We start from the raw sequence: 20,297 nt of genomic DNA on the forward strand, positions 1-20,297 counted from the left end.
GCTGGTGCCGGATGCGGCTAGCGCAGCGGCTGCGGCGTCGGTGTGGCGACGCTGTCTTTCGGCGAAAAGATGACGAAAGCAAACAGCAGCACGCCGGCGAAGACGATCAGCGAGGAGACCGCCACCAGCGGCTCCATCGCCATGTTGCCTTCGAGCATCATGTAGAGCGCCGGGACCATGATCGCGACGCCCAGTGTATAGACATAATATTGAATCACCGCGATCCGCCGTTCTGCCTTCTTCGGATTGAGCGCATAGTAGCCGCCGAACAGCGCCATGCTGACCCAACCCAAGAGATTACAGTGCGCATGGGCGCCGATGACGGTGTGATCTTCCGATATCGCCATCTTCAGTCCGATCGATATACCGATGATGAAGAAGATAACGGCAGTCTTGAAGTACAGTTCTGCTAAGCGCGGCATGACATTTTCCCTCTGTTAACCCACAGCAAGAATACCACCTGTTCCGGCATGGGAAAATCCATGCTTTGTTAGTGGTCTCGCCCTATTTTTTCTTCGAGGGAAAAGAAACCCCGCCGAAGCGGGGGTAGCTGGGGAAGTGAGAGTAAAAGCGATCTCCATCGCCAGGAATGAGGTAGGGCACGGCCAGCGACAGGCCAGCCCTGGGGAGTGGAAATTTCTCGCCGGGTTATGGTTAATTTTTTAACTATATGGGCGTTAGGGTGGAACGGAAGCGAGCTGCTTGCCGTTAAGGCAGCGAACTGGAGGAAACGATGATCTTTAAAATTTTTGCCGCAAAATCGGAAGTCCAGAGCGAGGATACCGGTACCTATGCGGATGGCCTTTTCGACAGCCAGCGCATCGATGTGAGCACTCGCCGCGACGGGCGCTACCGTTCCTCGCATGAGCGCGACTACGGTCCGGGCCGCAAGGTTGCAGAAATGCCGCTCGGGCTTGCCTGAGCGCTTTCTCCGACGTCAGGCAGTCTTTTCAGTCAATGCCCGGAAGGGGAATTTCCGGGCGCATTCGCAGCGGATGATATAGGTCTCCTGAAAATTGGAGGCCTTTTCCTCGAAGAATCCGCGCGGCATTTCATCGACCAGGAAAGCCGGGTGCTTGCGGGTCGGGTGATCGTCTTCCGAGACTTCCGCGATACCGCTGTTGCCGCATTGCGGGCAAGTGAGCTTCTTCGAAAAACGGTCGCGTGCGGCCATCTGCTATCCTCTTCAACTGAGCCGGTCATACAGACGAAATCCGCGCCGGGAAAGCCGTTCACGGCGCCGGCGCCTCGATATGCTGTGGTTTCGGCGTCGAGCCTGTGGTTGCCGGATCCGGCCAAGGCGAAATCGCCACCGTTCCGGCGATGATGACCGCGACGATGGCGCCGGCGATCCCGAAGGTCCAGATCAGCCAGCTGCGGCGCTCCGCCGCGTAGATACGCTGTTCTTCCTCTGCCGGGGAAATCGAGGGTTGCCGGCCCTCGTCTGGTTTTGTGTCAGCCATGAAGCCTCCGTTGTTTTATGGGGAACAGGCCGCTGCCGGGATTGTTCCCTTTACGGAGCCTCAAAACGGCTCAGTCGGTTGCTGCCGTGGTGACGGCGGGCGCCTGATTGTCGGTCGATACCACGGCCGTCGGCAGCGGAGTGCCGCGCTTGCGTTCGCGGATCAGCGTCAGCAGTCCGGAGCAGATAATCAGCGCGATGCCGCCTGCCATCGGCAGGTCTATGGCGTCGTCGAAGATCAGGTAGCCGAAGGCGATTGCCCAGATCATCTGGCTGTATTGCGGCGGGGCGACGAGGCTGGCCGGCGCCAGGCGGGCGGCGCTCATCAGCAGCACGTTGCCGATCGCCCCGAGTATGCCGTAGCTGGCAATGAAGAACCATTCCTGCGCGGTCGGCACAGCAATGTTGGAGATCATCAGCAGGCCGCTGACCGTCAATGTTCCAAGAAGACCGGCGCCGTAGAGGGAGAGCCGCTTTTCGGCCGGCCCCATGGCGCGCAGGATCACGATCGAGATCGCCGCGCTGAGGCCGCCGATCGCGGCCGCCAGATGACCGACCGACAATTCGCGGAATCCCGGGCGAAGAACGATCAGCACGCCGATGAAGCCGACGACGACGGCGGTCCAGCGCTGCCAGCGGACATCTTCCTTGAGGAAGATGACCGACAGGATGGTGACGAAGGAAGGAAGCAGGAAGAGCAGGCAGAAGGCCTCGGCCATCGGCAGCTTGGTGAAGGTGATGATCGAGGCGATGGCGCCGACGGCACCGCAGACGAAACGCAGCATCCAGAGCGTGCGGTTCGACGTCTTGACCATGTCGAACCAGCTGTCGTCCCTGGACTTGATGAACGGCATGACGACGAGACCGAAAGCGCAGCCGAGGAAGGCGATCTGATAGGCGGGGATGGCGCCGTGCAGGATCTTGATGGAAGCGTCGCTGAAGGCAAAAACGGCGTAAGCCGCGAACGCGACGAGAACGCCGCGGAGCGGCGAGGCAGAAGAGGGCATGATATAGAATCGCGTTTGAGAGGGATCGCACCCTCACATACGCAAGAAAAGCAGGCGCGGGCAGGGGTGACCGCGAATAGCTGCCATGCGGTACCCGGTCAGCTTGCCTCGCTGCGCAGCTGCGCTCCGTATTCGCGATAGATGCTCAGGCAATCCGTATAGCTGAGCGTGCCCTTGCCGCCATAGATGATATGGACGCTCGATGCATCGGTGGCCGCCTGCTCGACGACGAAGAGAATGGCATCCCCAAGCGATTTGCCGGTGATCGGATTGTCTGTGCCGTCATCCTGGGTCATTCCTTCAACGACGGCTTCAATCTTACGGTTGCTGAAAACGGTGCGTCTGTCTTCCGGCGTCATGAAAATGTCCTCAATCGAAAAAAGTGGCGAATTGCCCTTACGATCGAAGAACGTGCGGCGAGGCGTTTTGTGCCAAGCGAACCGTCAGATGATGCAAGATTTGGCCTTTCCGGTATCCGATAACCGGCGTATGCACTGTCATCGCCCTGCCGGCTGGCCTTTTCGGCTGCTTCATGCCGGTGCTACGGAATTGCAATCGCATTGGCCACTCGATGACCCCGGCGGACATGACAGACACTAACGAAGCCGCCAGCGCACGCCAGGCGAAGATCGTGGCGCTCGTCGTCGCCGTGTCCTTCTTCATGCAGATCCTCGACGGCACCATCGTCGCGACCTCGCTGCCGCAGATGGCGGCGAGTTTTGGCGTGCAGCCTGTCTCGATGAGCATCGGCATCACCGTCTACATGCTGACCATGTCGGCCTTCATTCCGCTGTCCGGCTGGCTCGGCGACCGCTTTGGCGCCCGGCGGGTGTTCCTGATCTCGATCGCCGTGTTCACTGCGGCGTCGCTGTTTTGCGGTCTTTCGAGCACCTTGGGCGAATTCATCGTTGCCCGGGCGATCCAGGGCGCAGGCAGTGCCCTGATGACGCCTGTCGGACGGATCATCGTCCTGAAGAACGCCCGGAAATCGGAGCTCGTCCAGGCGATCGCGTTGATCACCTGGCCGGCGCTGACGGCACCGGTCGTCGGCCCGGTGCTTGGCGGCTTCATCACCACCTATGCCAGCTGGCACTGGAATTTTCTCATCAATATTCCGATCGGCCTGATCGGTCTCGCGCTGGTGCTGCGCTTCGTTCCCGAACAGCGAGAAGAGGAGGCCGGGCGGCTCGATGTCCTGGGCTTCGTGCTGAGTGCTGCAGGGCTGACGCTGCTGCTGGCGGCACTTGAGTTGTCAGTGAAATGGAACGGCGGGCTGCTGCCCGTCGCGGCGATGTTTGGCGGTGGCGTGCTGTTTTCCTATCTTGCGACGCGACATTTCCTGAAAGTGCCCAATCCGCTGCTCGACCTGTCGGCCTTCAAAGTGCAGACGTTTGCCCTCTCGACGCTGTCGGCGGGTACGGCCTGCCGGGTCGCCATCAATGCGACGCCGTTCCTGCTGCCGCTGCTGTTTCAATTGGGTTTCGGCATGAGTTCGATTGCGGCGGGCGCCTATCTGCTGGTCTATTTCCTTGGCAATCTCGGCATGAAGACGGTGACGACGCCGTTGCTGGCGATCTTCGGGTTCCGTACCGTCCTTGTCGTCAACGGTCTCATCGCCTCGGGCTCGATCATCGCCTGCGGATTTTTCGGCGAGAATACATCGACGCTGCTGATCTATGCGGTTCTCTTCATTGCCGGGCTTTCGCGGTCGATGGAGTTTACTGCGCTCAACACGCTATCTTTCTCCGATATCCATGCAGCGCAGCGCAGTTCTGCGTCGACCCTGTCGAGCATGCTGCAGCAGGTGTCGATGCTACTTGGCGTGGCGGTCGCTGCTGCCGCCCTCAACATCTCGGCTGCAAGCCGCGGCGCGTTGCGTCCCGAGCTTGCGGATTTCCGCTGGGCGTTTCTGACCATTGGTATCATCGGTGTGATCGCCTGCCTGCGTTTCATCAAGCTTCCCGATAATGCAGGGGCCGAGGTTTCGCGCCACCGCCGTTATGTGAAAAAACTGGAAAAGTGATGGAACCATTTCCGCCCGCAGGCGTTTTCAGCGCGGGTGAGTGTGTCTTCCTGAGTTTTACCTTTCATATATTGCGCTTCTGCCGGTTTTTCCGGGAGGCTGAGGTCTTATTGCCGGATGAGTTCGTTTGAAATCGGACAGTCGATTCAGTTGCCGGGAAGCGGAGGATTTGCCGCTGTTTACGCGCGATGATCGATGCAATACCACAATCGGGAGCAGACGATTCGGCCGACAGGCTGCCACGTTTCTGCGCGGCAGAGTCCGGAGGCGGAATGGGTGAGGTCAAAGGCGATACGGAGAAGACGATCCGTATCCTCTACATCGACGACGATGAAGCGCTGGCTGTGCTCATGCGCCGGAATCTGTCGCGGCGCGGCTTCACCGTCGAATGGGCCGAAGACGGCGCTACGGGCCTGAAGCGGGTCGCCGAAGGTGCAATCGATGCCGTCATTCTGGACCATTTCCTGAAGGCCGAGACCGGGCTCGACATTTTGCCGAAGCTGATGGAGCTGCCGGATCATCCGCCGGTCATTTATGCAACGGCTTCAGGAGATACCAGCGTTGCCGTCGCGGCCCTGAAGGCCGGCGCCGACGACTATGTGCTGAAGGGAATCTCACACGACTATTTCGACCTTCTGGCGGCGGCTCTCGAGCAGGGGCTGGAGCGGGCACGGTTCCGCCGCGACACGGCGCATGCGCAGGAGGTTATCCGCCAGCAGCGCGACCACGCGGAAATGCTGCTCGCCGAGGTCAACCACCGTATCGCCAACAGTCTTGGGCTCGTCGGCGCGCTGATCCGCATGCAGTCTTCGGTGACGACGGATCAGGTGGCGATCGACGCGCTGCAGGAAACGCAGATGCGCATCAACGCGATCGCCAGCGTGCACCGCCGCCTCTATACCAACCGGCAGGTCGGCACCGTTCAGATCGATGAGTATCTCGGCAGCCTGCTCAGCGAGCTCGAAGCGTCGATGCGTGACGACAAGCGGCCGCATCGCGTGGTGCTGACGGCCCAGGCAGTCAATCTCGCCACCGACAAGGTGATCACGCTCGGCTTGATCGTTAGCGAGCTGGTGACCAACGCCTTCAAATATGCCTATGGCGACGGCGTCGAGGGCGAGGTTCGCGTCATCATCGACCATACGGATGGCCAGCTTTCCGTGATCGTCGAGGACGACGGGGCAGGGTTCGACGATGCAAGCCCGGCCAAGGGAACCGGTCTCGGCACGAAGATCCTGACGGCAATGGCCGCAAGTCTGAAATCCGAGCTCGGTTACGACCGCCAGCATTGCGGCACCCGGGCTACGCTCGTCTTTTCGATCAACTGAGCTGGAGGCCGTATTGGCAGCGATCTGTACGCCCGATGAGGTTTTGCGTTTCTGGCTGGAGGAATGCGGACGCGATCAATGGTTCCGCTCGTCCCCGGAGCTGGACTCGGAAATCACGGCGCGGTTTCGCGACACGCATCTGGCTCTGGCAGGAGGTGCCGTGGAAACATGGCGGGCGAGCCCGGAGCAGCGGCTGGCGGCAATCATCGTGCTCGACCAGTTTCCGCGGAATATCTATAGAGCGACGCCGCTCGCTTTTGCCACTGATCCTCTGGCACTGCGCGAAGCGAAGCTTGCCGTCGATGCGGGCGCCGACATGGCGATCGACGCGGCGCATCGCTGTTTCGTCTACATGCCGTTCGAGCATTCCGAGGTGCTGGCAGAGCAGGATCGCTCGGTGGCGCTGTTTGCGGCTCTCGGCGATGAGGAATATGCAGATTATGCCCGGCGTCACCGGGAGGTGATTGCTGCTTACGGACGCTTCCCGCATCGGAACCCCATTGTCGGGCGCGATTCCAGCGCGGCAGAACTTGCGTATCTGGCAAAGCCCGGCGCAGGCTTCTAACGGCGGATTTCGACTTCCGCCTTTCTGTCGCCTTTCTTTGCTATAAGAAGCGGCCTCATTGATAAAAGCGAATCCTGCGGGGATTATTTTGCGGCTCAATCACTTCCTGCTTCGACACTTCGTACTCGTAGCGCTGACGCTGGCGACGCTCGTGCAGTCCGTGGGTGTGCCGCTGGCACAGGTCACACAGCCCGCTGCTCCCGCCGTTTCCCAACAGCAGCCTGCACCCGCCGCAACTCCGGCCCCGGCCGCAGATGCGCCGCTTGCCAATAGCGGCCTCGATCAGGCGCTGAAGGATATCGAGGCGGCGAAGAAGAAGCTTGCGGCCTATCAGGAGAGCGCCAAAGTCAATTCCGACAATGACGATGGGCTGGTGACGCTCTCCGGTCAGGTCGACGAGCTCGGCCGTGCCGTGATCGCTACATCCGTCGGCCTGCGTCCGCGCTTCGATCAGATCAAGAACCGCCTTGCCGAAATCGGCGAGCCGCCGAAGGAAGGGCAGCCGCCGGAAGCGGAGATCGTCACCAACGAGCGCAACGCGCTGACCGCCGAGCGGTCGCAGATCAACGCCGTGACTGGTGATGCCGAGAACCTGTCGATGGCGGTCAACAAGCTGATCAACGAGGTTGCCGAAACCCGCCGCCGTCTGTTTGCCGCAACGCTGCTGCGCCGCACCGATGTGTCTATGTCGGTTCTCGACGATGCCGGCAGCGCCTTCCTCACCGAGATCGGTAAGTTCAACGACGCCATGACCGGCTGGATGGTGTTCGTCTGGAAGTTCAAGCGGTTGCCGCTGTTCACCGCGCTCTTGCTGTCGCTGGCGACCGCGCTGATCCTGTTGTCGGGGGGCTACCGGATCTTCGGCGGCTACCTGAAGCGCGACGATGGCATCGAGCATCCGAGCTATATCAGCCGCCTGTCGATTGCCTTCTGGGCAACGGTTATCCGCACCTCGTCGCTGGCCGCACTGCTCGTCACGTCCTATTTCTTCCTCGACAGTTTCAATGTGCTCCGGCCGGATATTGCCCCTGTGATTGCCGCGCTGTTCGGTGCGATCGGGCTCATCTATTTCGTCCGGCGTTTCACAAATGCCGTGTTTGCACCGCGCGAACCGCATTGGCGGCTGGTCAGGCTTTCCAATCGCGGCGCACAGTCGATCGGCGCCTGCCTGCTGGCCATGGCGGTCGTCAACGCGCTCGATTATCTATTCGGCAGCGTCAGCGAGGCGATGGGATCGCCGCTGGTGCTGACCGTGGTGCGCAGCCTGATCGCCGCGATGATCATCGGTTTGATCCTGATTGCCGCTTCTTTCGGACGGCCGATGCTCGCCCGGGGCGGCGATCCGGATGCGCCGGGCCGCCATTGGCCACGCGGCATGGCGATCATCCTGAGGGTGCTTGGCGTCGGCCTGATCGTCACCGCGCTGACGGGCTATGTTGGCCTGGCACGCTTCGTCGCAACCCAGTTGATCATCACGGGCGCGATCGTCGTCACCACTTATATCGGCTTGCTGTCGGGCAAGGCGATCTCGAAGACCGAGACGTTCGGCGACACTTTCATCGGCCGCTTCCTCAGCCAGCGTTTCAAGCTGGGGGCGGTTGCCATCGATCAGGCGGGTCTTGTGGCAGGTCTTGCGATCTATGCCGTGGCGTTGATGACCGGCATACCGCTCGTGCTCCTTCTCTGGGGCTTCCATATCCAGGATCTCCAGCAGATCGCCTACAGGCTGTTCACCGAGGTTCGCCTCGGCGGCATCAGCATTTCGCTTGTGGGGATCTTCACAGGCATCCTGCTGTTTGCCGGCGGCTATCTTGTGACGCGCTGGGTACAGCGCTGGCTTGACGGCAATGTCATGGCGCGCAGCCATGTCGACATCGGCGTGCGCAACTCGGTCAAGACCGGCATCGGCTATCTCGGTGTCGGCGTTGCGGCGATCGTCGGCGTCTCGGCTGCTGGCATCGACCTTTCCAGCCTGGCGCTCGTCGCCTCTGCCCTGTCGGTCGGTATCGGTTTTGGCCTGCAGAACATCGTCTCGAATTTCGTTTCCGGCCTGATCCTGCTGGTCGAGCGGCCGTTCAAGGTCGGCGACCATGTCGTCTCAGGCACGGCCGAGGGTATTGTCACGCGTATCTCGGTGCGCGCCACAGAGATCGAGACCTTCCGCAAGCAGTCTATCATCGTGCCGAATTCGGAGCTGATCAATGCCGCGGTTGGCAACTGGACGCATCGCAACAAGGTCGGCCGTTCGGAAATTCCGGTGTCCGTCAGCTACGAGGCCGATCCGCAGAAGGTGATGGATATCCTCTTGGAACTGGTGAACGCCGTACCGCAGGTGCTGCGCAATCCGGAACCGCATGTCGAGTTCCTGCGCTTCGGCACCTATTCGCTGGATTTCGAACTGCGCTTCATGCTCGCCGATATGGGCGACGGCCTGAAGGTGCGCAACGGTTTGCGCATCGCCATCCTCAAGCGGTTCAGGGAAGAGGGCATAGAGATCCCGCTGCCGCAGAGCGACATTACCTATCATCGCGAGAATGCTTTGCCTCCGGCGCCAGCGGCAAAGCCGTCGATGGAGGAAAATCTTCAGGATAAAACGCCGAAGGATGATGGTGGCTCCGTCCGCCAGTTGCGCGGCAAGGCCGCCGATGGCAGTCTCAAGGGGTAAGGGGTCTTATTCAGCGGCCATTCACGCGCCGCTGGCTATAAGATCCTGGCAATCGGGTTTTCGCTGCTGGGGGCAGCAGCGCCGATAAGCCCTTGGGGAGGGCGCCTGCAGGCGCCGTTGTGAATGGCAAGACTTGCCGTTGGACTGCTTCTTTCCCTCTTTGCCGCCGCAAACGCGTGGGCGGCAACCGTCACCAATACCGATCCCGCCGCCGTCGTGGTTGTCATCACCGAGGGCGGGAACAAGGTCGAGATCGTCGTCGATAGCGGCGCTTCCGAGACGCTGTGTGCGTCCGGGTGCTTCATGACCGCACCTGATGGCGACCGGATCGGGCTCGATGGCGGAGAGACGATCGACATCGTCAATGGCTCGGCTGTCATCAAGTAGCGCCGATGCCTCACATCTTGGCCGTGCAGGGCCGCGATTTCGCAGTCTGACCGGTATGCTTGCGCACGATCTCTTAATCATAAGAATAAGAAAGCATTTGGCGCGATCTGCAAGAACTTCCGGGCGGGTTTTCCGGGTGCCTCGATTAATCATTATTCAAATGAATTGATATATCTGTCTCATCCAGGGACACATTTTCATTCAAAGGTTTTGCTATGTCGTTTTTAGGTATTTCGGGAATGCAATATTCCGGCGAAATGTTTGCGGGTGCGCGTATTATTCTCGCAGAAGATTCCAATGTCTTCACGTCGATGATCAGCGCCCGGCTCAAGGAGCTTTTCGATATCAATGTCGAGGTCTGCCGCAATTTCGAAGACCTCCAGCTGGCCTATGACAAGTCCTCCGACCCGATCACGCTAGCAATCTCGAACATCAATCTTCCGGGCGCCGAAAAGGGTGAAGCGCTCGAATATCTGGTGGATCTCAGCATCCCGACGATCGTCTTTACCGGCACTTTCCACGAGGGCCTGCGCGACGAACTGATGGCCAAGGATATCGTCGACTACATCCTCAAGGACAATGTTTTCGCCGTCGATCTGCTGGCCGAATCCATTTGCCGATTCCTCACCAACAAGCGTCATCACGTGCTGATCGTCGATGACAGCGCCACTGCGCGCGCGCTGCTCTCCAGCCGCCTGAAGCGCTATAATTTCCGCGTCAGCGTTGCCGAAAGCGGCGCGAAGGCGCTCGAGATTCTCAAGGCCAACCGGGATATCGGTCTGATGGTCACTGACTACAACATGCCTGACATTGACGGCTTTGAACTGACGCGCCGCATTCGCGCCAGCATCGGCTCCCACGAACTGCGCATCATCGGCGTCTCGTCGTCGTCGAACCGGCTGTTGTCGGCGCGCTTCCTGAAGGCCGGCGGGAACGATTTCATGCTGCGTCCGTTCATTGACGAGGAGTTCTATTGCCGCGTCAATCAGAACCTCGACACATTGCTGCAAATCAAGACGATGAAACGGGAACGGGCGGTTGCCTGAGACGAGTGATCCTGAGCCGCGGAGTACGAAAGGTCCCCGATCGACGCGGGGACCTGTCGCCGTTGTTAAGAGACTTCGAATTTCTGCAATTTCAGGTTATTTTGAGCCTGTTCTGCCTCTTCACCCAATTGGGTGTGTCCGCTATCGTCCAAGCTGTTATGGGGACAGCCGATTCGGCTGCTCCAGGCGCCGCGGGGAGTAAGGGACTGGATGGCTTTTCAGGCGGATTTCAATCGGGATAGCTCTGTGCCGCGTTTTGGCGGGCACAAAATACTTCTGGTTGAAGATTCCCGGATGTTTTCTGCCGTTTTGTGCCACCGCTTCCAGACCGAGCTCGGTCTCAACGTCAAGACGTGCCCTTCGCTCAAGGCGCTTCAGGAAGCGCTGGCCCAGGATCCGCATGGCTATACGATGGCCGTCGTCGATCTGAACCTGCCGGATTCGCCTTATGGCGAGGCACTCGATTGCGCCATCGAGCACAAGATCCCGGCCATCGTCTTCACCGCCACCTTCGACATTGCGACGCGCAACCGGATCATGGAGCGCAACGTCATCGACTACGTGCTCAAGGACAACGAGTTTGCGCTCGATAACCTGGTCGGCACCGTGCGCAGGGCAATCCTGAACCGCAAGACCCGGGTTCTCGTCGTCGATGACGTCCAATCCGCCCGCCAGGTCCTGGTCGATCTGCTGACGGCGCAGCAATATATGGTGGTCGAGGCGAATTCCGGACTTGAGGCGCTGGCGGCGCTGGAGGCATACAGCGATATCGAGCTTGTGGTTACCGATCATCATATGCCCGATATGAGCGGCTATGAGCTGACGCGGCGCATCCGGCACCGGTTCGGCTCCGACAAGATCCGGGTGATCGGCGTGTCGTCATCGAATGACAGGATGCTGTCGGCGAGCTTCCTGAAAGCCGGCGCCAGCGACTTCGTCTACCGTCCCTTCGTTGCCGAAGAGCTGCAGTGCCGGATCGCCAACAATGTCGAGACGCTGACGCAGCTGAAGCAGTTGAGAGCTGCGGCGGCCTGCGATTATCTCACCGGCCTCTACAATCGCCGCTATTTCTATGATTCCGGCCCCAAGGTCGTGAACCAGTGTCTGCGCCAGAAGGCGGTAAGCTCGGTTGCCATTCTCGACATCGACCATTTCAAGCGGCTGAACGACACTTATGGCCATGAGATCGGCGACAAGGTTCTGATCGCTGTCGCCGCGCGCCTGGCAACGATCTTCGAAGGCAGCGACAATCTTCTCTCGCGGCTCGGCGGCGAGGAATTCGCGATCCTGTTTCCGATGATGGATTCGCATGCCGCCACCAAGCTCTGCGATGAAGTTCGATCCGATCTGTCGCGGCTGAAAGTGTCGGCTGATGACGAGGAGCTGTCGGTCACCGTGTCGATCGGCGTTGCCGAGATTGCCGGCTACGAGAGCTTCGAGAACTATCTGAATGCTGCCGACCAGTTTCTCTACATGGCCAAGCACAAGGGCCGGAACATGGTCTATTCGGATGCCCGCATGACGCAAGAAGCGGCGCAATAGACGCCGCTTCGCATTTTCTATCTCAATCGTCTGGTTTTCAGGCTGCCAGCGCCTGGCGCGCGGTGGCCATCGTCATCTTGCGCTCGGCGCGCTCCTGCTGGGGCGAGCGGTTGTAGAGTTCGCGATAACACTTGGAGAAGTGCGAGGCGGAGACGAAACCGCAGGCGACCGCCACTTCAACGACAGGCATCGACGACTGCACCAGAAGATGGCGGGCGCGGTCGAGGCGGATCTCAAGATAGTAGCGGGCAGGAGAGCGGCCCATTTCCTGACGGAACAGGCGCTCGATCTGGCGGCGCGAAAGACCGGCGCCATCGGCGATTTCCAGCAGCGACAGCGGTTCGGCCAGGTTGCCTTCCATCAGCTCGATGATCGACAGGACCTTGGCATTCTGGACGCCGAGACGGGCGCGCAACGGCAGGCGCTGGCGGTCGTGCGGGCTGCGGACGCGGTCCGTCAGGTGCTGCTCACAGATACGGTTGACGAGGCTCTCGCCGAAATCCTGGCCGACGAGGTTCAGCATCATGTCCAGCGAGGCGGTGCCGCCGGCGCAGGTATAGAGATTGCTGTCCACTTCGTAGAGGTCGGCATAGACCTCCGCCTGCGGGAAGGCTTCCGAGAAGCCCGGCAGGTTTTCCCAGTGGATGGCGCAGCGCTTGCCATTCAGGAGCCCGGCCTGAGCAAGCACATGCGCGCCCGTACAGAGACTGCCGACGGCGACGCCGCGATTGTAGCTTTCGCGAAGCCAGGCATTGACCGACTTGTTGTTGAAATCCTCGACATCGATGCCGGAACAGACCAGCACCATGCTCGGGCGGTTCTCGCCGCCGAGATGACGGCGCTCTTCGGCGAGCGAGGAATTGGCTTCGACGCCGATGCCGCAGGAAGAATAGACCTTGTTGCCGTCAACCGAGGTGAGGCGCCAGGTATAGGCCTGATAGCCGAGCATCCGGTTGGCGATGCGCAGCGTGTCGATCGCCGCCGAAAAGGGCAGCATGGTGAACTGGGGAACCATAAAGAAGACGAGAGAGCGCTTCTTGGTCAGCATCTTGTTCATGAGCAAAATCCATGCTGGAGGGCGATGCGCTATTGGTGCGTGGAATGCGTCGCTTAGATGTTCTGAAAGCGACATTCGCATGGAAATCTGCGGCTGATAAGCGCTATTTTGCGACATGCCGCTCTAAGCGGCCTGCCAAATGCACGACGGCTTCGTCAAAAGTTGCAAGCTGAAACTGATTTCAAATATATGCGTCTGAAATTCAAGATTAAATTTCACCTGCCCAAAAACGATGAGGGCGGCGCTGCCATTGGCAGGGCGCCGCCCTCACGCTGGGAGGTATGTCGCATTCATTACATATCCTTGCGGTCATCCGCTGCTTCTGCCGACGGATAGCCCACGTCCTTGCGGATGTCGAACGGCATGGATTCGATTTCGCGTGCTGCCTGCCACTGGTGCCATGCGTGCGACGCCTTATGCAGAAGGCTGCCGACGTCGAAATGCAGGCCGGATGAGCTCTTGCTATCCCGATAGGTGATGGTGGTCATTTTCCTTGTCCTTTGATCGTTGAGCGTCTTGCGCCCGTTACCTGATATGGGCCTTTGATATCCATCAATCAAACGAATAGATTTTATGGATACCATCAGTTTTGTTGAAGGTCTCTCGCATCACTTCGCGTTCGGCAGATGCGGAAGCGTAGGGATCGACATCGGCGATCAGGTGGTGCGGCAAAGCCGTCATCTGGCGCATGGTCTTTTCCCATGCGGCCCGCTGGATCTGCCGCGAACGGAACGCGAAGAAGGCGTCGATTGCAGAATGGACGGTGTCAGTCATCATGGCCTCCTCTTTGTCTATCAGCCATGAGTGAAATATAAGGTTCGATTGACTTTCAGCCAAACGAAATGATATGGTGCTTAAGATCAGAAAAATTGAAAGATGCGCCGATGACGATGCCCTTTCGCAGGCCAATCCCGCTTCTCGATAACGATGTTCTGCGCACCTTCGTGGCGATCGCGGAAACCGGCAATTTTTCGACGGCCGCCGAAGCAGTGTTCAGAACTCCCTCTGCCGTCTCCATGCAGATCAAGAAGCTCGAAGAACAGCTCGGCGCGACATTGTTCCTGCGCGACGCCCGCTCGGTGACTCTAACGCAGCATGGCGAGCTGTTGCTCACCTATGCGCGCAATATCCTGGCGCTGTCGAACGAAGCCGTGTCGCGCTTCATCATGCCTGAGCTCAGCGGCGTGGTGCGCCTCGGCGCGCCCGAAGATATCGGCGAACGGCTGCTGCCGAGCATTCTCAAGAGTTTCGCCGAAAGCTATCCCGGCATCATGGTCGATGTGACCATCGATATGAGCATCGGGCTGAAGAAGCGGATGGAAGAGCAGCGCCTGGATCTGGCGCTCGTCAATTTTGCGACCAGGCCATTCCCGACCGGCGGCGAGATCGTCTACCGCGAGAAGCTTGTCTGGGCCGGCGCCAAGTGCGGCACGGCGCACCGCAAGGAACCCCTGCCGATCTCGATCTGGGAAGAGGGCTGCATCTGGCGCCAGGAAGCGCTGTCGCAGCTTGAGCGCAACAAGCGGCCCTATCGCGTTGCCTATCTCAGCGGCCATACGATGGCGCAGAGGGCGGCTGTGGTTTCCGATCTGGCGATTGCGCCGCTACCGCGCTCCTATGTCAGCGACGATATGGTGATCCTCGGCGCGCAGGAGGGGTTGCCTGAGCTCGGCTCCTTCGAGATTCGCCTTCTGACGGCGTCGCAGCTCTCTGGCCCGATGCAGGCGGTTGCCGACAGCATCCGCTTTGCCTTTGCTGAAAAAGCGAAGGCCGCGGCTGCCTAAACCATTCTGGCGTGAACCTTTTTGGCTTTGATGCGTTTATCGGCCGGAGCGGCGTTCGCCGCTTCGGAGAGGTCATATTTTCAAAGGAATTCCACGATGACGACCACAGCCAAAATCGGCGCTGCCCTCATGCTCCTGCTTGCTCTTTCGTCCTGCGGCAACACGATCCGCGGCGTCGGCCGCGACACGGCCAACGCCGTCAATGCGACGCAGGATGCCGGCCGGTCCGTCGACCGGGCCGCACGCCGCTAATCAGATCTTGGCTGCCGGATAGGCCCTTTCAAGGCCGCCGGAGCGCACCAGTCCAGTGCGGAAGGCCTCATAGGCCGGATGCTGGCTGGACTTGGCGGCTTCCATCAGGCGGACTTGAAGGCGGTCCGGAGCGGCTGAGCCGATCCATTTCCCCGTCGTTTCAAGCTTCAGCGAATTGAGAAACCGGCTCTCGGCCGATTGATCGAGGTAGCGGTGCAGGCCATCGACCAGATTGTCGTCCTGTGCCGCATTCTCCATCAGGAGCTGGAGGTAGGACTTGTCGGCATCGCTGCTGCCGGCAAATTTCTGGACAACGGTGTCGCGATCGGGAAAGGAAGCGGCGGGGGTCATTTCAAGCACCTGCAATATCAATGGGCGCAGCCTGGCTGCGTTTTCGTTGTCGAAGGCATATCATGACGGCGCTGGCCTTCGCGAAGCTTGCTAAAGCGCTCGTTTCACCCGGGCCGCCACTTCTTCGGGCACCCAGAGGGTCCAGAGCTCCGGGTAATTCTGCAAAAAATAGATGGCGGCGTTGCGGCTGCTTTCACCGTTTTCATCCTGCCATGCCAGCACGTCGTTGATCGTGCCGTTGTCCCATCTGCGCTTGCGAAGATAATCCATCGCCGGACCGGCGCGGTCTGCGAACGACCTTGTGGTGACGGTGAACGCCTGGGATGTCGGATAAGCGTTGCGCTCGGGCTTGGCGCATCCGGGGACGGAGGTGCAGTTGTCCCACTCTGCCTGGTCGAAGGGGACACCCATCGCCAGCCGCACCATCTCGTATTTTCCGGCGACCGCAGTCGGCGCCCAGTAATAACCGAGCCAGCCGCGTTTGTCGGCAAAGGCATCGGCAATCGATGCATCGAGCGACCGCGGCGTTTCAGCTCCTATGAGATCAAAGCCTTTCTCTTCTGCATGGAAGGCATTGTAGATGTTCTGCGTCGAGATCTTGCAGGCCCAGCCGGTTGGGCAATTGAATATCGCAGCCTTGTCCGTCGATCCGTCGCCCGGAAAGAGATCCGGGCGGGCGAGGGCGTCTTCCAGCGTCTTGATGGACGGGTTGGCGTCGGCGACGAATTTGGGGATCCACAGACCTTCAACTGCACCTTCTGAGAGGATCTCCGCGCCTTCGACAAGGCGGCCGGCGGTGATGGCATCGTCCAGTTCGGTCTGGACGCCCTTTACCCAGAGTTCTGGCGCGACGTCCGGCGACGATTTTCCGTTCATCGAGGCGAAGGTTGGCATGGTGTCGCCGGGGACGATCTTGACGTCACAGCCATAGCCGGCTTCGAGAATGATCCTGTCAAAATTCGCGGCGATGGCGGCCGAGCCCCACTTCATCTCGGCAATCGAGACGCTTCCGCAACCGGATGCCGCGGCCGAGGTCGCAAAGGCGCAGACAAGTGCGGCGAATAACAGCATTTTTCCTGCGGTCTTCATCTGCACATCCTTATTTCCACTCAGGATTTTTAATTTTGCAAATGCTAGCGCAGAAAAGGTTGCGGTCAACTTTCCGCAGTTGAACTTTTTTGGCCTAAAACATTGATTTATAAAGGCTAATATTAGTGACTCCTGTCACATTCACCCGGGCGCGCCGATGCGCAGTGCACAAGCCGCTGCCAACAAAAGTTCAAAAAAGGTCAAAATTCATGTTTGCTTAAGGCCTCAATAACTCTCCGGTAAGGATGTCGCGTTATCAGTGTAGCCACGGCGGGGGACAAACCGCCGGTTCTCCGGATCAGGTTTTGCGTCCCGGAGAAGACGAGTTTCGCCGTGTATGGGCGAATACGCCAGAGTTTACGGCAAACCGCGCGGCTTACTGCCTGCGCGGTTTTCGTGTTTTTGGCCCTGCCGTTGACCGCGCGAGGCAACGCGTTGTAGGCCTCGTCCCATGACCAGAGCCATCATGCTGCAGGGAACAGGATCGGATGTCGGCAAGACGGTGCTCGTTGCCGGTCTCTGCCGGCTGGCGGCCAATCGCGGGCTGACGGTGCGGCCCTTCAAGCCGCAGAACATGTCCAACAACGCCGCCGTTGCCGACGATGGCGGCGAGATCGGCCGCGCGCAGTGGCTGCAGTCCCTTGCTGCGCGCACACCGTCATCTGTTCATATGAATCCGGTGCTTTTGAAGCCGCAATCGGAGAACGGCAGCCAGATCATCGTCCAGGGCAAGGTCTGGGGGCAGGCAAAGGGGCGTGACTATCAGCGTCTGAAGCCGCAACTGCTTGAATTTGTACTGTCGAGTTTCGGCACGGTTTCCGAGGGCGCCGATCTCCTGATCGTCGAAGGCGCGGGATCGCCGGCGGAGATCAACCTGCGCCCGGGCGATATCGCCAATATGGGCTTTGCGACAAGGGCCGACGTGCCGGTCGTGCTGGTCGGCGATATCGATCGCGGCGGCGTCATCGCCTCGCTCGTTGGGACCCATGCGATCCTCGACGACACCGATCGGGCGATGATATCCGGCTATATCATCAACAAGTTTCGCGGCGACGTCTCGCTTTTCGACGACGGAATTGCCGCGATCGGCCGCTATACCGGCTGGCCGTGCTTCGGCGTCGTGCCCTGGCTGAAGGCAGCAGGCGGGCTGCCTGCAGAGGATTCAGTCGTTCTTGAAAAACTGGCGCGTGGAAGCGGGGCCGCATTGAAGATCGCCGTCCCGGTTCTGCCGCGGATCGCCAATTTCGACGATCTCGACCCGTTGAGAGCCGAAGACGACGTCGAGCTGGTGTTCGTGCGCGCCGGGGAGCGTCTGCCCGAAGACGCGGCGCTCGTCGTGCTGCCGGGCTCCAAATCGACGATCAGCGACCTTGCCGATTTTCGCGCCGAAGGATGGGATCGCGATCTGACCTCCCATGTCCGGCGCGGCGGCCGGGTGATCGGCATTTGCGGCGGTTATCAGATGCTCGGCCGCAAGGTTCACGATCCGCTCGGCATCGAGGGCGGAACAGCGGAAGTTGACGGGCTCGGGCTGCTCGACGTCGAAACCGTCATGGCGCCGGAGAAGACGGTCCGCAACAGCCATGCTGTTTCTGCCGAATATGGTACGCCGCTGTCAGGCTATCAGATCCATCTCGGCGTGACCGAGGGGCCGGATTGCAACCGGCCGTCGGCCGTGGTGGATGGTGCCGCCGATGGTGCCATATCGGCGGATGGATGTATCGTCGGCACTTATCTGCACGGGCTGTTTTCCAGCGATGCCTATCGCAGCCGGTTGCTGCGGAGTTTCGGCCTTCAGGGCGAAAGGCGCAATTACGCGGAGAGCGTCGACCGGGCGCTGGATGCCGTTGCGGCCGAACTGGAGGCGCATCTCGACCGTGACTGGCTGAACCGGCTGCTTGGCTAGATTTCCCCGGACATTTCGCGGCGCCGCCGGTCGAGCTCTTCGCTGTAGCGGCGCAGCGTGTGGCTTTCGCTGAGCTGGCCGACGACCTTGCGCTCGATCAGATTGTTGAGCACGGCGAGCGCTTCGCTCTCGCTCTTGTCGAAGATGGCGGCTGCCTGCTTGGCATTCATCTGCGGCTGCAGGAAATCGTTCTTGTAGCGAACGAAACTCTCCAGCCCCTTGCCCTCATCGTCGGTGGCGATCGGATTCGCATGAATTTCCGGCACCAGCACCAGACCGGCATATTTGCCTGTGTCATCGACGAGGATGACGCGTTGCGTGGCGCCGGCGGGAAAGGCCTTCTTGAATTCCTCGACGGTGGTTGCGGCATTGGCGGTCTTGACGTCGGCGCGCATCAGCTTGTCGACCGTCAGATTGCGGATCCAGCCGACATCATGCGCGCTGCGAATGCTTTCGCCGCGCAGGTGAAAACGCCATGTGGCGAAGGAGTAGCCAAAGGTGGTGCGCACGACCAGCGAGGAGGTGATCACGGCTGCGAGCACCAGCGCGGTAATCGGAAAGTCGCCGGTAATTTCCAGCGCCAGGAACGTCATCGTCAGCGGTCCGCCGATGATGGCGACGGCGAGCGAACTCATGCCGACGACGGCATAGACTTCCGGTGTCAGCGAAGCATGGGCGAAGAGCGGGGCGGCATAGGCAAAGAGCTTGCCGAGCAGCGCACCCATGAACAGCGAGGCGAAGAACAGGCCGCCCCTAAATCCGGAGCCGATCGACACCGCGGATGCAAGCGACTTCAACAGCAGGATACCGACAAGCGTCGGGATCGCCACCTGATGCGCCAGGTTGAGATGCAAGGCGCCGTGACCTGCCGAAAGCACCTGCGGAGAGATTGTGGCCAGCAGGCCGACGACGATGCCGCCGAGCGCCGGGCGTACCGGCGTCGGTACGGAACTCTTGCGGGCCAGTTCCTCGACAAAGGAAACGCCCTGCATGATCAGGATGCCGGCTCCGGCGCAGCAGGCGCCAAGCAGAATGGCCGGCACATAATCGGCCGGCACCACAGTGCCGAACCTGCCGACGTCGATGGTGAAATCGTTGCCTGCCAGCAGCCGTGCCACCAGCGTCGAGAGCAGGGCAGAGACGACAACGGGTGTCAGCGAGACGATGGTGTAGGTGCCAATGATCAGCTCGAACGCGTAGAAGGCGCCGGTTAGTGGGGCATTGAAGGCTGCGGCGATAGCGCCTGCCGCACCGCAGCCGAGGAGGACGCGCAGATCGGCGCGGCGCAGCTGCAGCTTCAGGCCGAGCTTCGAGGCCAGGCCAGCCGCCAGCTGCGTATAGCCGGCCTCGAGGCCCACGGACGCGCCAAAACCGTTGGAGATCAGGTTCTGGATCGCCACGATGATGCTGTCCGTCAGCGAGAGGCGGCCACCATGCAGCGCATTGGCCTCGATCGGGTCGACCATCGGCTTCTTGCGCGTCCTGCTGAGGATGAAGAGCAGCAGGCCGAGAAGCATGCCGCCGCAGACCGGTGCCAAAAGCAGCAGCAGCTTGTTGCTGATATCGGAGGAGCTGAGACGATCGACATCGCTGATGCCGAAGATGAGGCTGTGCATCTCGCGGGAGATCAGGCTCATGCCGGTGACCGCGCAGCCAGAGATGACGCCGACCGCGCCACCGGCGAAAACCATGCCCATTTCGTTCTGGCGCGCCAGCGCGCGCAGCCGCGCCAAATCGAATTTGAGATGGCGCCGCGTCAGGCGGCCGATATCGGTTTTCGTGAGCATGATGACAGAACTAGGCGACGGGGAGCAGGATCAAGGAAGCGCGCGT

22 protein-coding genes are annotated in these 20,297 nt (G+C 60.3%); 11 read left to right on the forward strand and 11 right to left on the reverse strand.

Features of this window, described 5'->3' with window-relative positions; translation table 11 throughout:
* Positions 1 to 17 precede the first annotated feature (17 nt).
* Entirely contained in the window at positions 18 to 422 is a 405-nt protein-coding gene (locus AC1DJO_RS02190; protein WP_477968767.1) for a hypothetical protein, read from the reverse strand.
* 311 nt (positions 423 to 733) lie between these two features.
* Here AC1DJO_RS02190 and AC1DJO_RS02195 point away from each other — a divergent pair, with 311 nt between their 5' ends.
* Positions 734 to 922, forward strand: coding sequence for a hypothetical protein (locus AC1DJO_RS02195; RefSeq protein ID WP_112537685.1), 189 nt, complete (start codon positions 734 to 736; stop codon positions 920 to 922).
* Positions 923 to 937: 15 nt separating this feature from the next.
* On the opposite strand, the gene AC1DJO_RS02200 is transcribed toward AC1DJO_RS02195, so the two are convergent.
* From AC1DJO_RS02200 to AC1DJO_RS02215, 4 genes are all read right to left on the reverse strand, one after another.
* A complete protein-coding gene (locus tag AC1DJO_RS02200) occupies positions 938 to 1,174 on the reverse strand; it encodes a hypothetical protein (protein WP_112515970.1) in 237 nt (78 codons plus the stop codon).
* A gap of 58 nt (positions 1,175 to 1,232) precedes the next feature.
* A complete protein-coding gene (locus tag AC1DJO_RS02205; RefSeq protein ID WP_477968769.1) occupies positions 1,233 to 1,463 on the reverse strand; it encodes a hypothetical protein in 231 nt (76 codons plus the stop codon).
* Between the two features lie 70 nt (positions 1,464 to 1,533).
* A complete protein-coding gene (locus AC1DJO_RS02210; RefSeq protein WP_112387079.1) occupies positions 1,534 to 2,469 on the reverse strand; it encodes a DMT family transporter in 936 nt (311 codons plus the stop codon).
* A gap of 98 nt (positions 2,470 to 2,567) precedes the next feature.
* Complete coding sequence (locus AC1DJO_RS02215) at positions 2,568 to 2,828, reverse strand: hypothetical protein (RefSeq protein ID WP_112387080.1); 261 nt, start codon at positions 2,826 to 2,828, stop codon at positions 2,568 to 2,570.
* A gap of 227 nt (positions 2,829 to 3,055) precedes the next feature.
* Here AC1DJO_RS02215 and AC1DJO_RS02220 point away from each other — a divergent pair, with 227 nt between their 5' ends.
* The 7 genes from AC1DJO_RS02220 to AC1DJO_RS02250 all read left to right on the forward strand — a co-directional run bounded on the left by AC1DJO_RS02220 (position 3,056) and on the right by AC1DJO_RS02250 (position 12,025).
* Positions 3,056 to 4,492: an MFS transporter gene (locus tag AC1DJO_RS02220; protein WP_477968771.1), complete on the forward strand. Its 1,437-nt coding sequence runs from the start codon at positions 3,056 to 3,058 to the stop codon at positions 4,490 to 4,492.
* Between the two features lie 272 nt (positions 4,493 to 4,764).
* A complete protein-coding gene (locus AC1DJO_RS02225; protein WP_477968773.1) occupies positions 4,765 to 5,820 on the forward strand; it encodes a sensor histidine kinase in 1,056 nt (351 codons plus the stop codon).
* Positions 5,821 to 5,833: 13 nt separating this feature from the next.
* Positions 5,834 to 6,385 (forward strand): DUF924 family protein, encoded by a 552-nt coding sequence (locus AC1DJO_RS02230; RefSeq protein ID WP_477968775.1) that lies wholly within the window; start codon positions 5,834 to 5,836, stop codon positions 6,383 to 6,385.
* 160 nt (positions 6,386 to 6,545) lie between these two features.
* The gene (locus AC1DJO_RS02235) at positions 6,546 to 9,050 is read left to right on the forward strand and encodes a mechanosensitive ion channel domain-containing protein (protein WP_477969219.1); all 2,505 of its coding nucleotides are present in this window, start codon (positions 6,546 to 6,548) and stop codon (positions 9,048 to 9,050) included.
* A 123-nt stretch (positions 9,051 to 9,173) separates the two neighbouring features.
* Positions 9,174 to 9,437 carry a hypothetical protein gene (locus AC1DJO_RS02240; RefSeq protein WP_477968777.1) on the forward strand — a complete coding sequence of 88 codons (264 nt, stop codon included), beginning with the start codon at positions 9,174 to 9,176 and terminating at the stop codon, positions 9,435 to 9,437.
* Between the two features lie 215 nt (positions 9,438 to 9,652).
* Entirely contained in the window at positions 9,653 to 10,483 is an 831-nt protein-coding gene (locus tag AC1DJO_RS02245) for a response regulator (RefSeq protein WP_112387086.1), read from the forward strand.
* A 210-nt stretch (positions 10,484 to 10,693) separates the two neighbouring features.
* Positions 10,694 to 12,025 carry a diguanylate cyclase gene (locus AC1DJO_RS02250; RefSeq protein WP_112387087.1) on the forward strand — a complete coding sequence of 444 codons (1,332 nt, stop codon included), beginning with the start codon at positions 10,694 to 10,696 and terminating at the stop codon, positions 12,023 to 12,025.
* Between the two features lie 37 nt (positions 12,026 to 12,062).
* Here AC1DJO_RS02250 and AC1DJO_RS02255 read toward each other — a convergent pair whose 3' ends face one another.
* The 3 genes from AC1DJO_RS02255 to AC1DJO_RS02265 all read right to left on the reverse strand — a co-directional run bounded on the left by AC1DJO_RS02255 (position 12,063) and on the right by AC1DJO_RS02265 (position 13,856).
* A complete protein-coding gene (locus tag AC1DJO_RS02255) occupies positions 12,063 to 13,082 on the reverse strand; it encodes a GlxA family transcriptional regulator (protein WP_112387088.1) in 1,020 nt (339 codons plus the stop codon).
* 293 nt (positions 13,083 to 13,375) lie between these two features.
* Positions 13,376 to 13,570: a hypothetical protein gene (locus AC1DJO_RS02260; protein ID WP_477968779.1), complete on the reverse strand. Its 195-nt coding sequence runs from the start codon at positions 13,568 to 13,570 to the stop codon at positions 13,376 to 13,378.
* A gap of 64 nt (positions 13,571 to 13,634) precedes the next feature.
* A complete protein-coding gene (locus tag AC1DJO_RS02265; protein ID WP_477968781.1) occupies positions 13,635 to 13,856 on the reverse strand; it encodes a hypothetical protein in 222 nt (73 codons plus the stop codon).
* 68 nt (positions 13,857 to 13,924) lie between these two features.
* Here AC1DJO_RS02265 and AC1DJO_RS02270 point away from each other — a divergent pair, with 68 nt between their 5' ends.
* On the forward strand, positions 13,925 to 14,866 hold the full coding sequence (locus tag AC1DJO_RS02270; RefSeq protein ID WP_477831255.1) for a LysR family transcriptional regulator: 942 nt from the start codon (positions 13,925 to 13,927) through the stop codon (positions 14,864 to 14,866).
* A 96-nt stretch (positions 14,867 to 14,962) separates the two neighbouring features.
* Positions 14,963 to 15,118: an entericidin domain-containing protein gene (locus AC1DJO_RS02275; protein ID WP_112387092.1), complete on the forward strand. Its 156-nt coding sequence runs from the start codon at positions 14,963 to 14,965 to the stop codon at positions 15,116 to 15,118.
* Here AC1DJO_RS02275 and AC1DJO_RS02280 read toward each other — a convergent pair whose 3' ends face one another.
* Both AC1DJO_RS02280 and AC1DJO_RS02285 read right to left on the reverse strand, forming a co-directional pair.
* Positions 15,119 to 15,469: a hypothetical protein gene (locus AC1DJO_RS02280; protein WP_477968783.1), complete on the reverse strand. Its 351-nt coding sequence runs from the start codon at positions 15,467 to 15,469 to the stop codon at positions 15,119 to 15,121. It lies immediately after the preceding gene.
* A 90-nt stretch (positions 15,470 to 15,559) separates the two neighbouring features.
* Complete coding sequence (locus AC1DJO_RS02285; protein WP_477968785.1) at positions 15,560 to 16,558, reverse strand: glycine betaine ABC transporter substrate-binding protein; 999 nt, start codon at positions 16,556 to 16,558, stop codon at positions 15,560 to 15,562.
* Between the two features lie 451 nt (positions 16,559 to 17,009).
* Here AC1DJO_RS02285 and AC1DJO_RS02290 point away from each other — a divergent pair, with 451 nt between their 5' ends.
* A complete protein-coding gene (locus AC1DJO_RS02290) occupies positions 17,010 to 18,464 on the forward strand; it encodes a cobyric acid synthase (protein WP_477968787.1) in 1,455 nt (484 codons plus the stop codon).
* On the opposite strand, the gene AC1DJO_RS02295 is transcribed toward AC1DJO_RS02290, so the two are convergent.
* On the reverse strand, positions 18,461 to 20,251 hold the full coding sequence (locus tag AC1DJO_RS02295) for a chloride channel protein (protein ID WP_477968789.1): 1,791 nt from the start codon (positions 20,249 to 20,251) through the stop codon (positions 18,461 to 18,463). The genes AC1DJO_RS02290 and AC1DJO_RS02295 overlap by 4 nt on opposite strands.
* Positions 20,252 to 20,297: the final 46 nt, after the last annotated feature.

This window comes from Rhizobium sp. 05N430, assembly GCF_056396985.1.

Excerpts from the sequence above, each read along its gene's own strand:
- AC1DJO_RS02210 (WP_112387079.1), bottom strand. The coding sequence starts at position 2,469 with ATGCCCTCTTCTGCCTCGCCGCTCCGCGGCGTTCTCGTCGCGTTCGCG.
- AC1DJO_RS02240 (WP_477968777.1), top strand. The coding sequence starts at position 9,174 with ATGGCAAGACTTGCCGTTGGACTGCTTCTTTCCCTCTTTGCCGCCGCA.
- AC1DJO_RS02280 (WP_477968783.1), bottom strand. The coding sequence starts at position 15,469 with ATGACCCCCGCCGCTTCCTTTCCCGATCGCGACACCGTTGTCCAGAAA.
- AC1DJO_RS02250 (WP_112387087.1), top strand. The coding sequence starts at position 10,694 with ATGGCTTTTCAGGCGGATTTCAATCGGGATAGCTCTGTGCCGCGTTTT.
- AC1DJO_RS02200 (WP_112515970.1), bottom strand. The coding sequence starts at position 1,174 with ATGGCCGCACGCGACCGTTTTTCGAAGAAGCTCACTTGCCCGCAATGC.
- AC1DJO_RS02205 (WP_477968769.1), bottom strand. The coding sequence starts at position 1,463 with ATGGCTGACACAAAACCAGACGAGGGCCGGCAACCCTCGATTTCCCCG.
- AC1DJO_RS02275 (WP_112387092.1), top strand. The coding sequence starts at position 14,963 with ATGACGACCACAGCCAAAATCGGCGCTGCCCTCATGCTCCTGCTTGCT.
- AC1DJO_RS02215 (WP_112387080.1), bottom strand. The coding sequence starts at position 2,828 with ATGACGCCGGAAGACAGACGCACCGTTTTCAGCAACCGTAAGATTGAA.
- AC1DJO_RS02265 (WP_477968781.1), bottom strand. The coding sequence starts at position 13,856 with ATGACTGACACCGTCCATTCTGCAATCGACGCCTTCTTCGCGTTCCGT.
- AC1DJO_RS02285 (WP_477968785.1), bottom strand. The coding sequence starts at position 16,558 with ATGAAGACCGCAGGAAAAATGCTGTTATTCGCCGCACTTGTCTGCGCC.
- AC1DJO_RS02245 (WP_112387086.1), top strand. The coding sequence starts at position 9,653 with ATGTCGTTTTTAGGTATTTCGGGAATGCAATATTCCGGCGAAATGTTT.
- AC1DJO_RS02255 (WP_112387088.1), bottom strand. The coding sequence starts at position 13,082 with ATGAACAAGATGCTGACCAAGAAGCGCTCTCTCGTCTTCTTTATGGTT.
- AC1DJO_RS02190 (WP_477968767.1), bottom strand. The coding sequence starts at position 422 with ATGCCGCGCTTAGCAGAACTGTACTTCAAGACTGCCGTTATCTTCTTC.
- AC1DJO_RS02220 (WP_477968771.1), top strand. The coding sequence starts at position 3,056 with ATGACAGACACTAACGAAGCCGCCAGCGCACGCCAGGCGAAGATCGTG.
- AC1DJO_RS02290 (WP_477968787.1), top strand. The coding sequence starts at position 17,010 with ATGACCAGAGCCATCATGCTGCAGGGAACAGGATCGGATGTCGGCAAG.
- AC1DJO_RS02225 (WP_477968773.1), top strand. The coding sequence starts at position 4,765 with ATGGGTGAGGTCAAAGGCGATACGGAGAAGACGATCCGTATCCTCTAC.
- AC1DJO_RS02270 (WP_477831255.1), top strand. The coding sequence starts at position 13,925 with ATGATATGGTGCTTAAGATCAGAAAAATTGAAAGATGCGCCGATGACG.
- AC1DJO_RS02195 (WP_112537685.1), top strand. The coding sequence starts at position 734 with ATGATCTTTAAAATTTTTGCCGCAAAATCGGAAGTCCAGAGCGAGGAT.
- AC1DJO_RS02295 (WP_477968789.1), bottom strand. The coding sequence starts at position 20,251 with ATGCTCACGAAAACCGATATCGGCCGCCTGACGCGGCGCCATCTCAAA.
- AC1DJO_RS02260 (WP_477968779.1), bottom strand. The coding sequence starts at position 13,570 with ATGACCACCATCACCTATCGGGATAGCAAGAGCTCATCCGGCCTGCAT.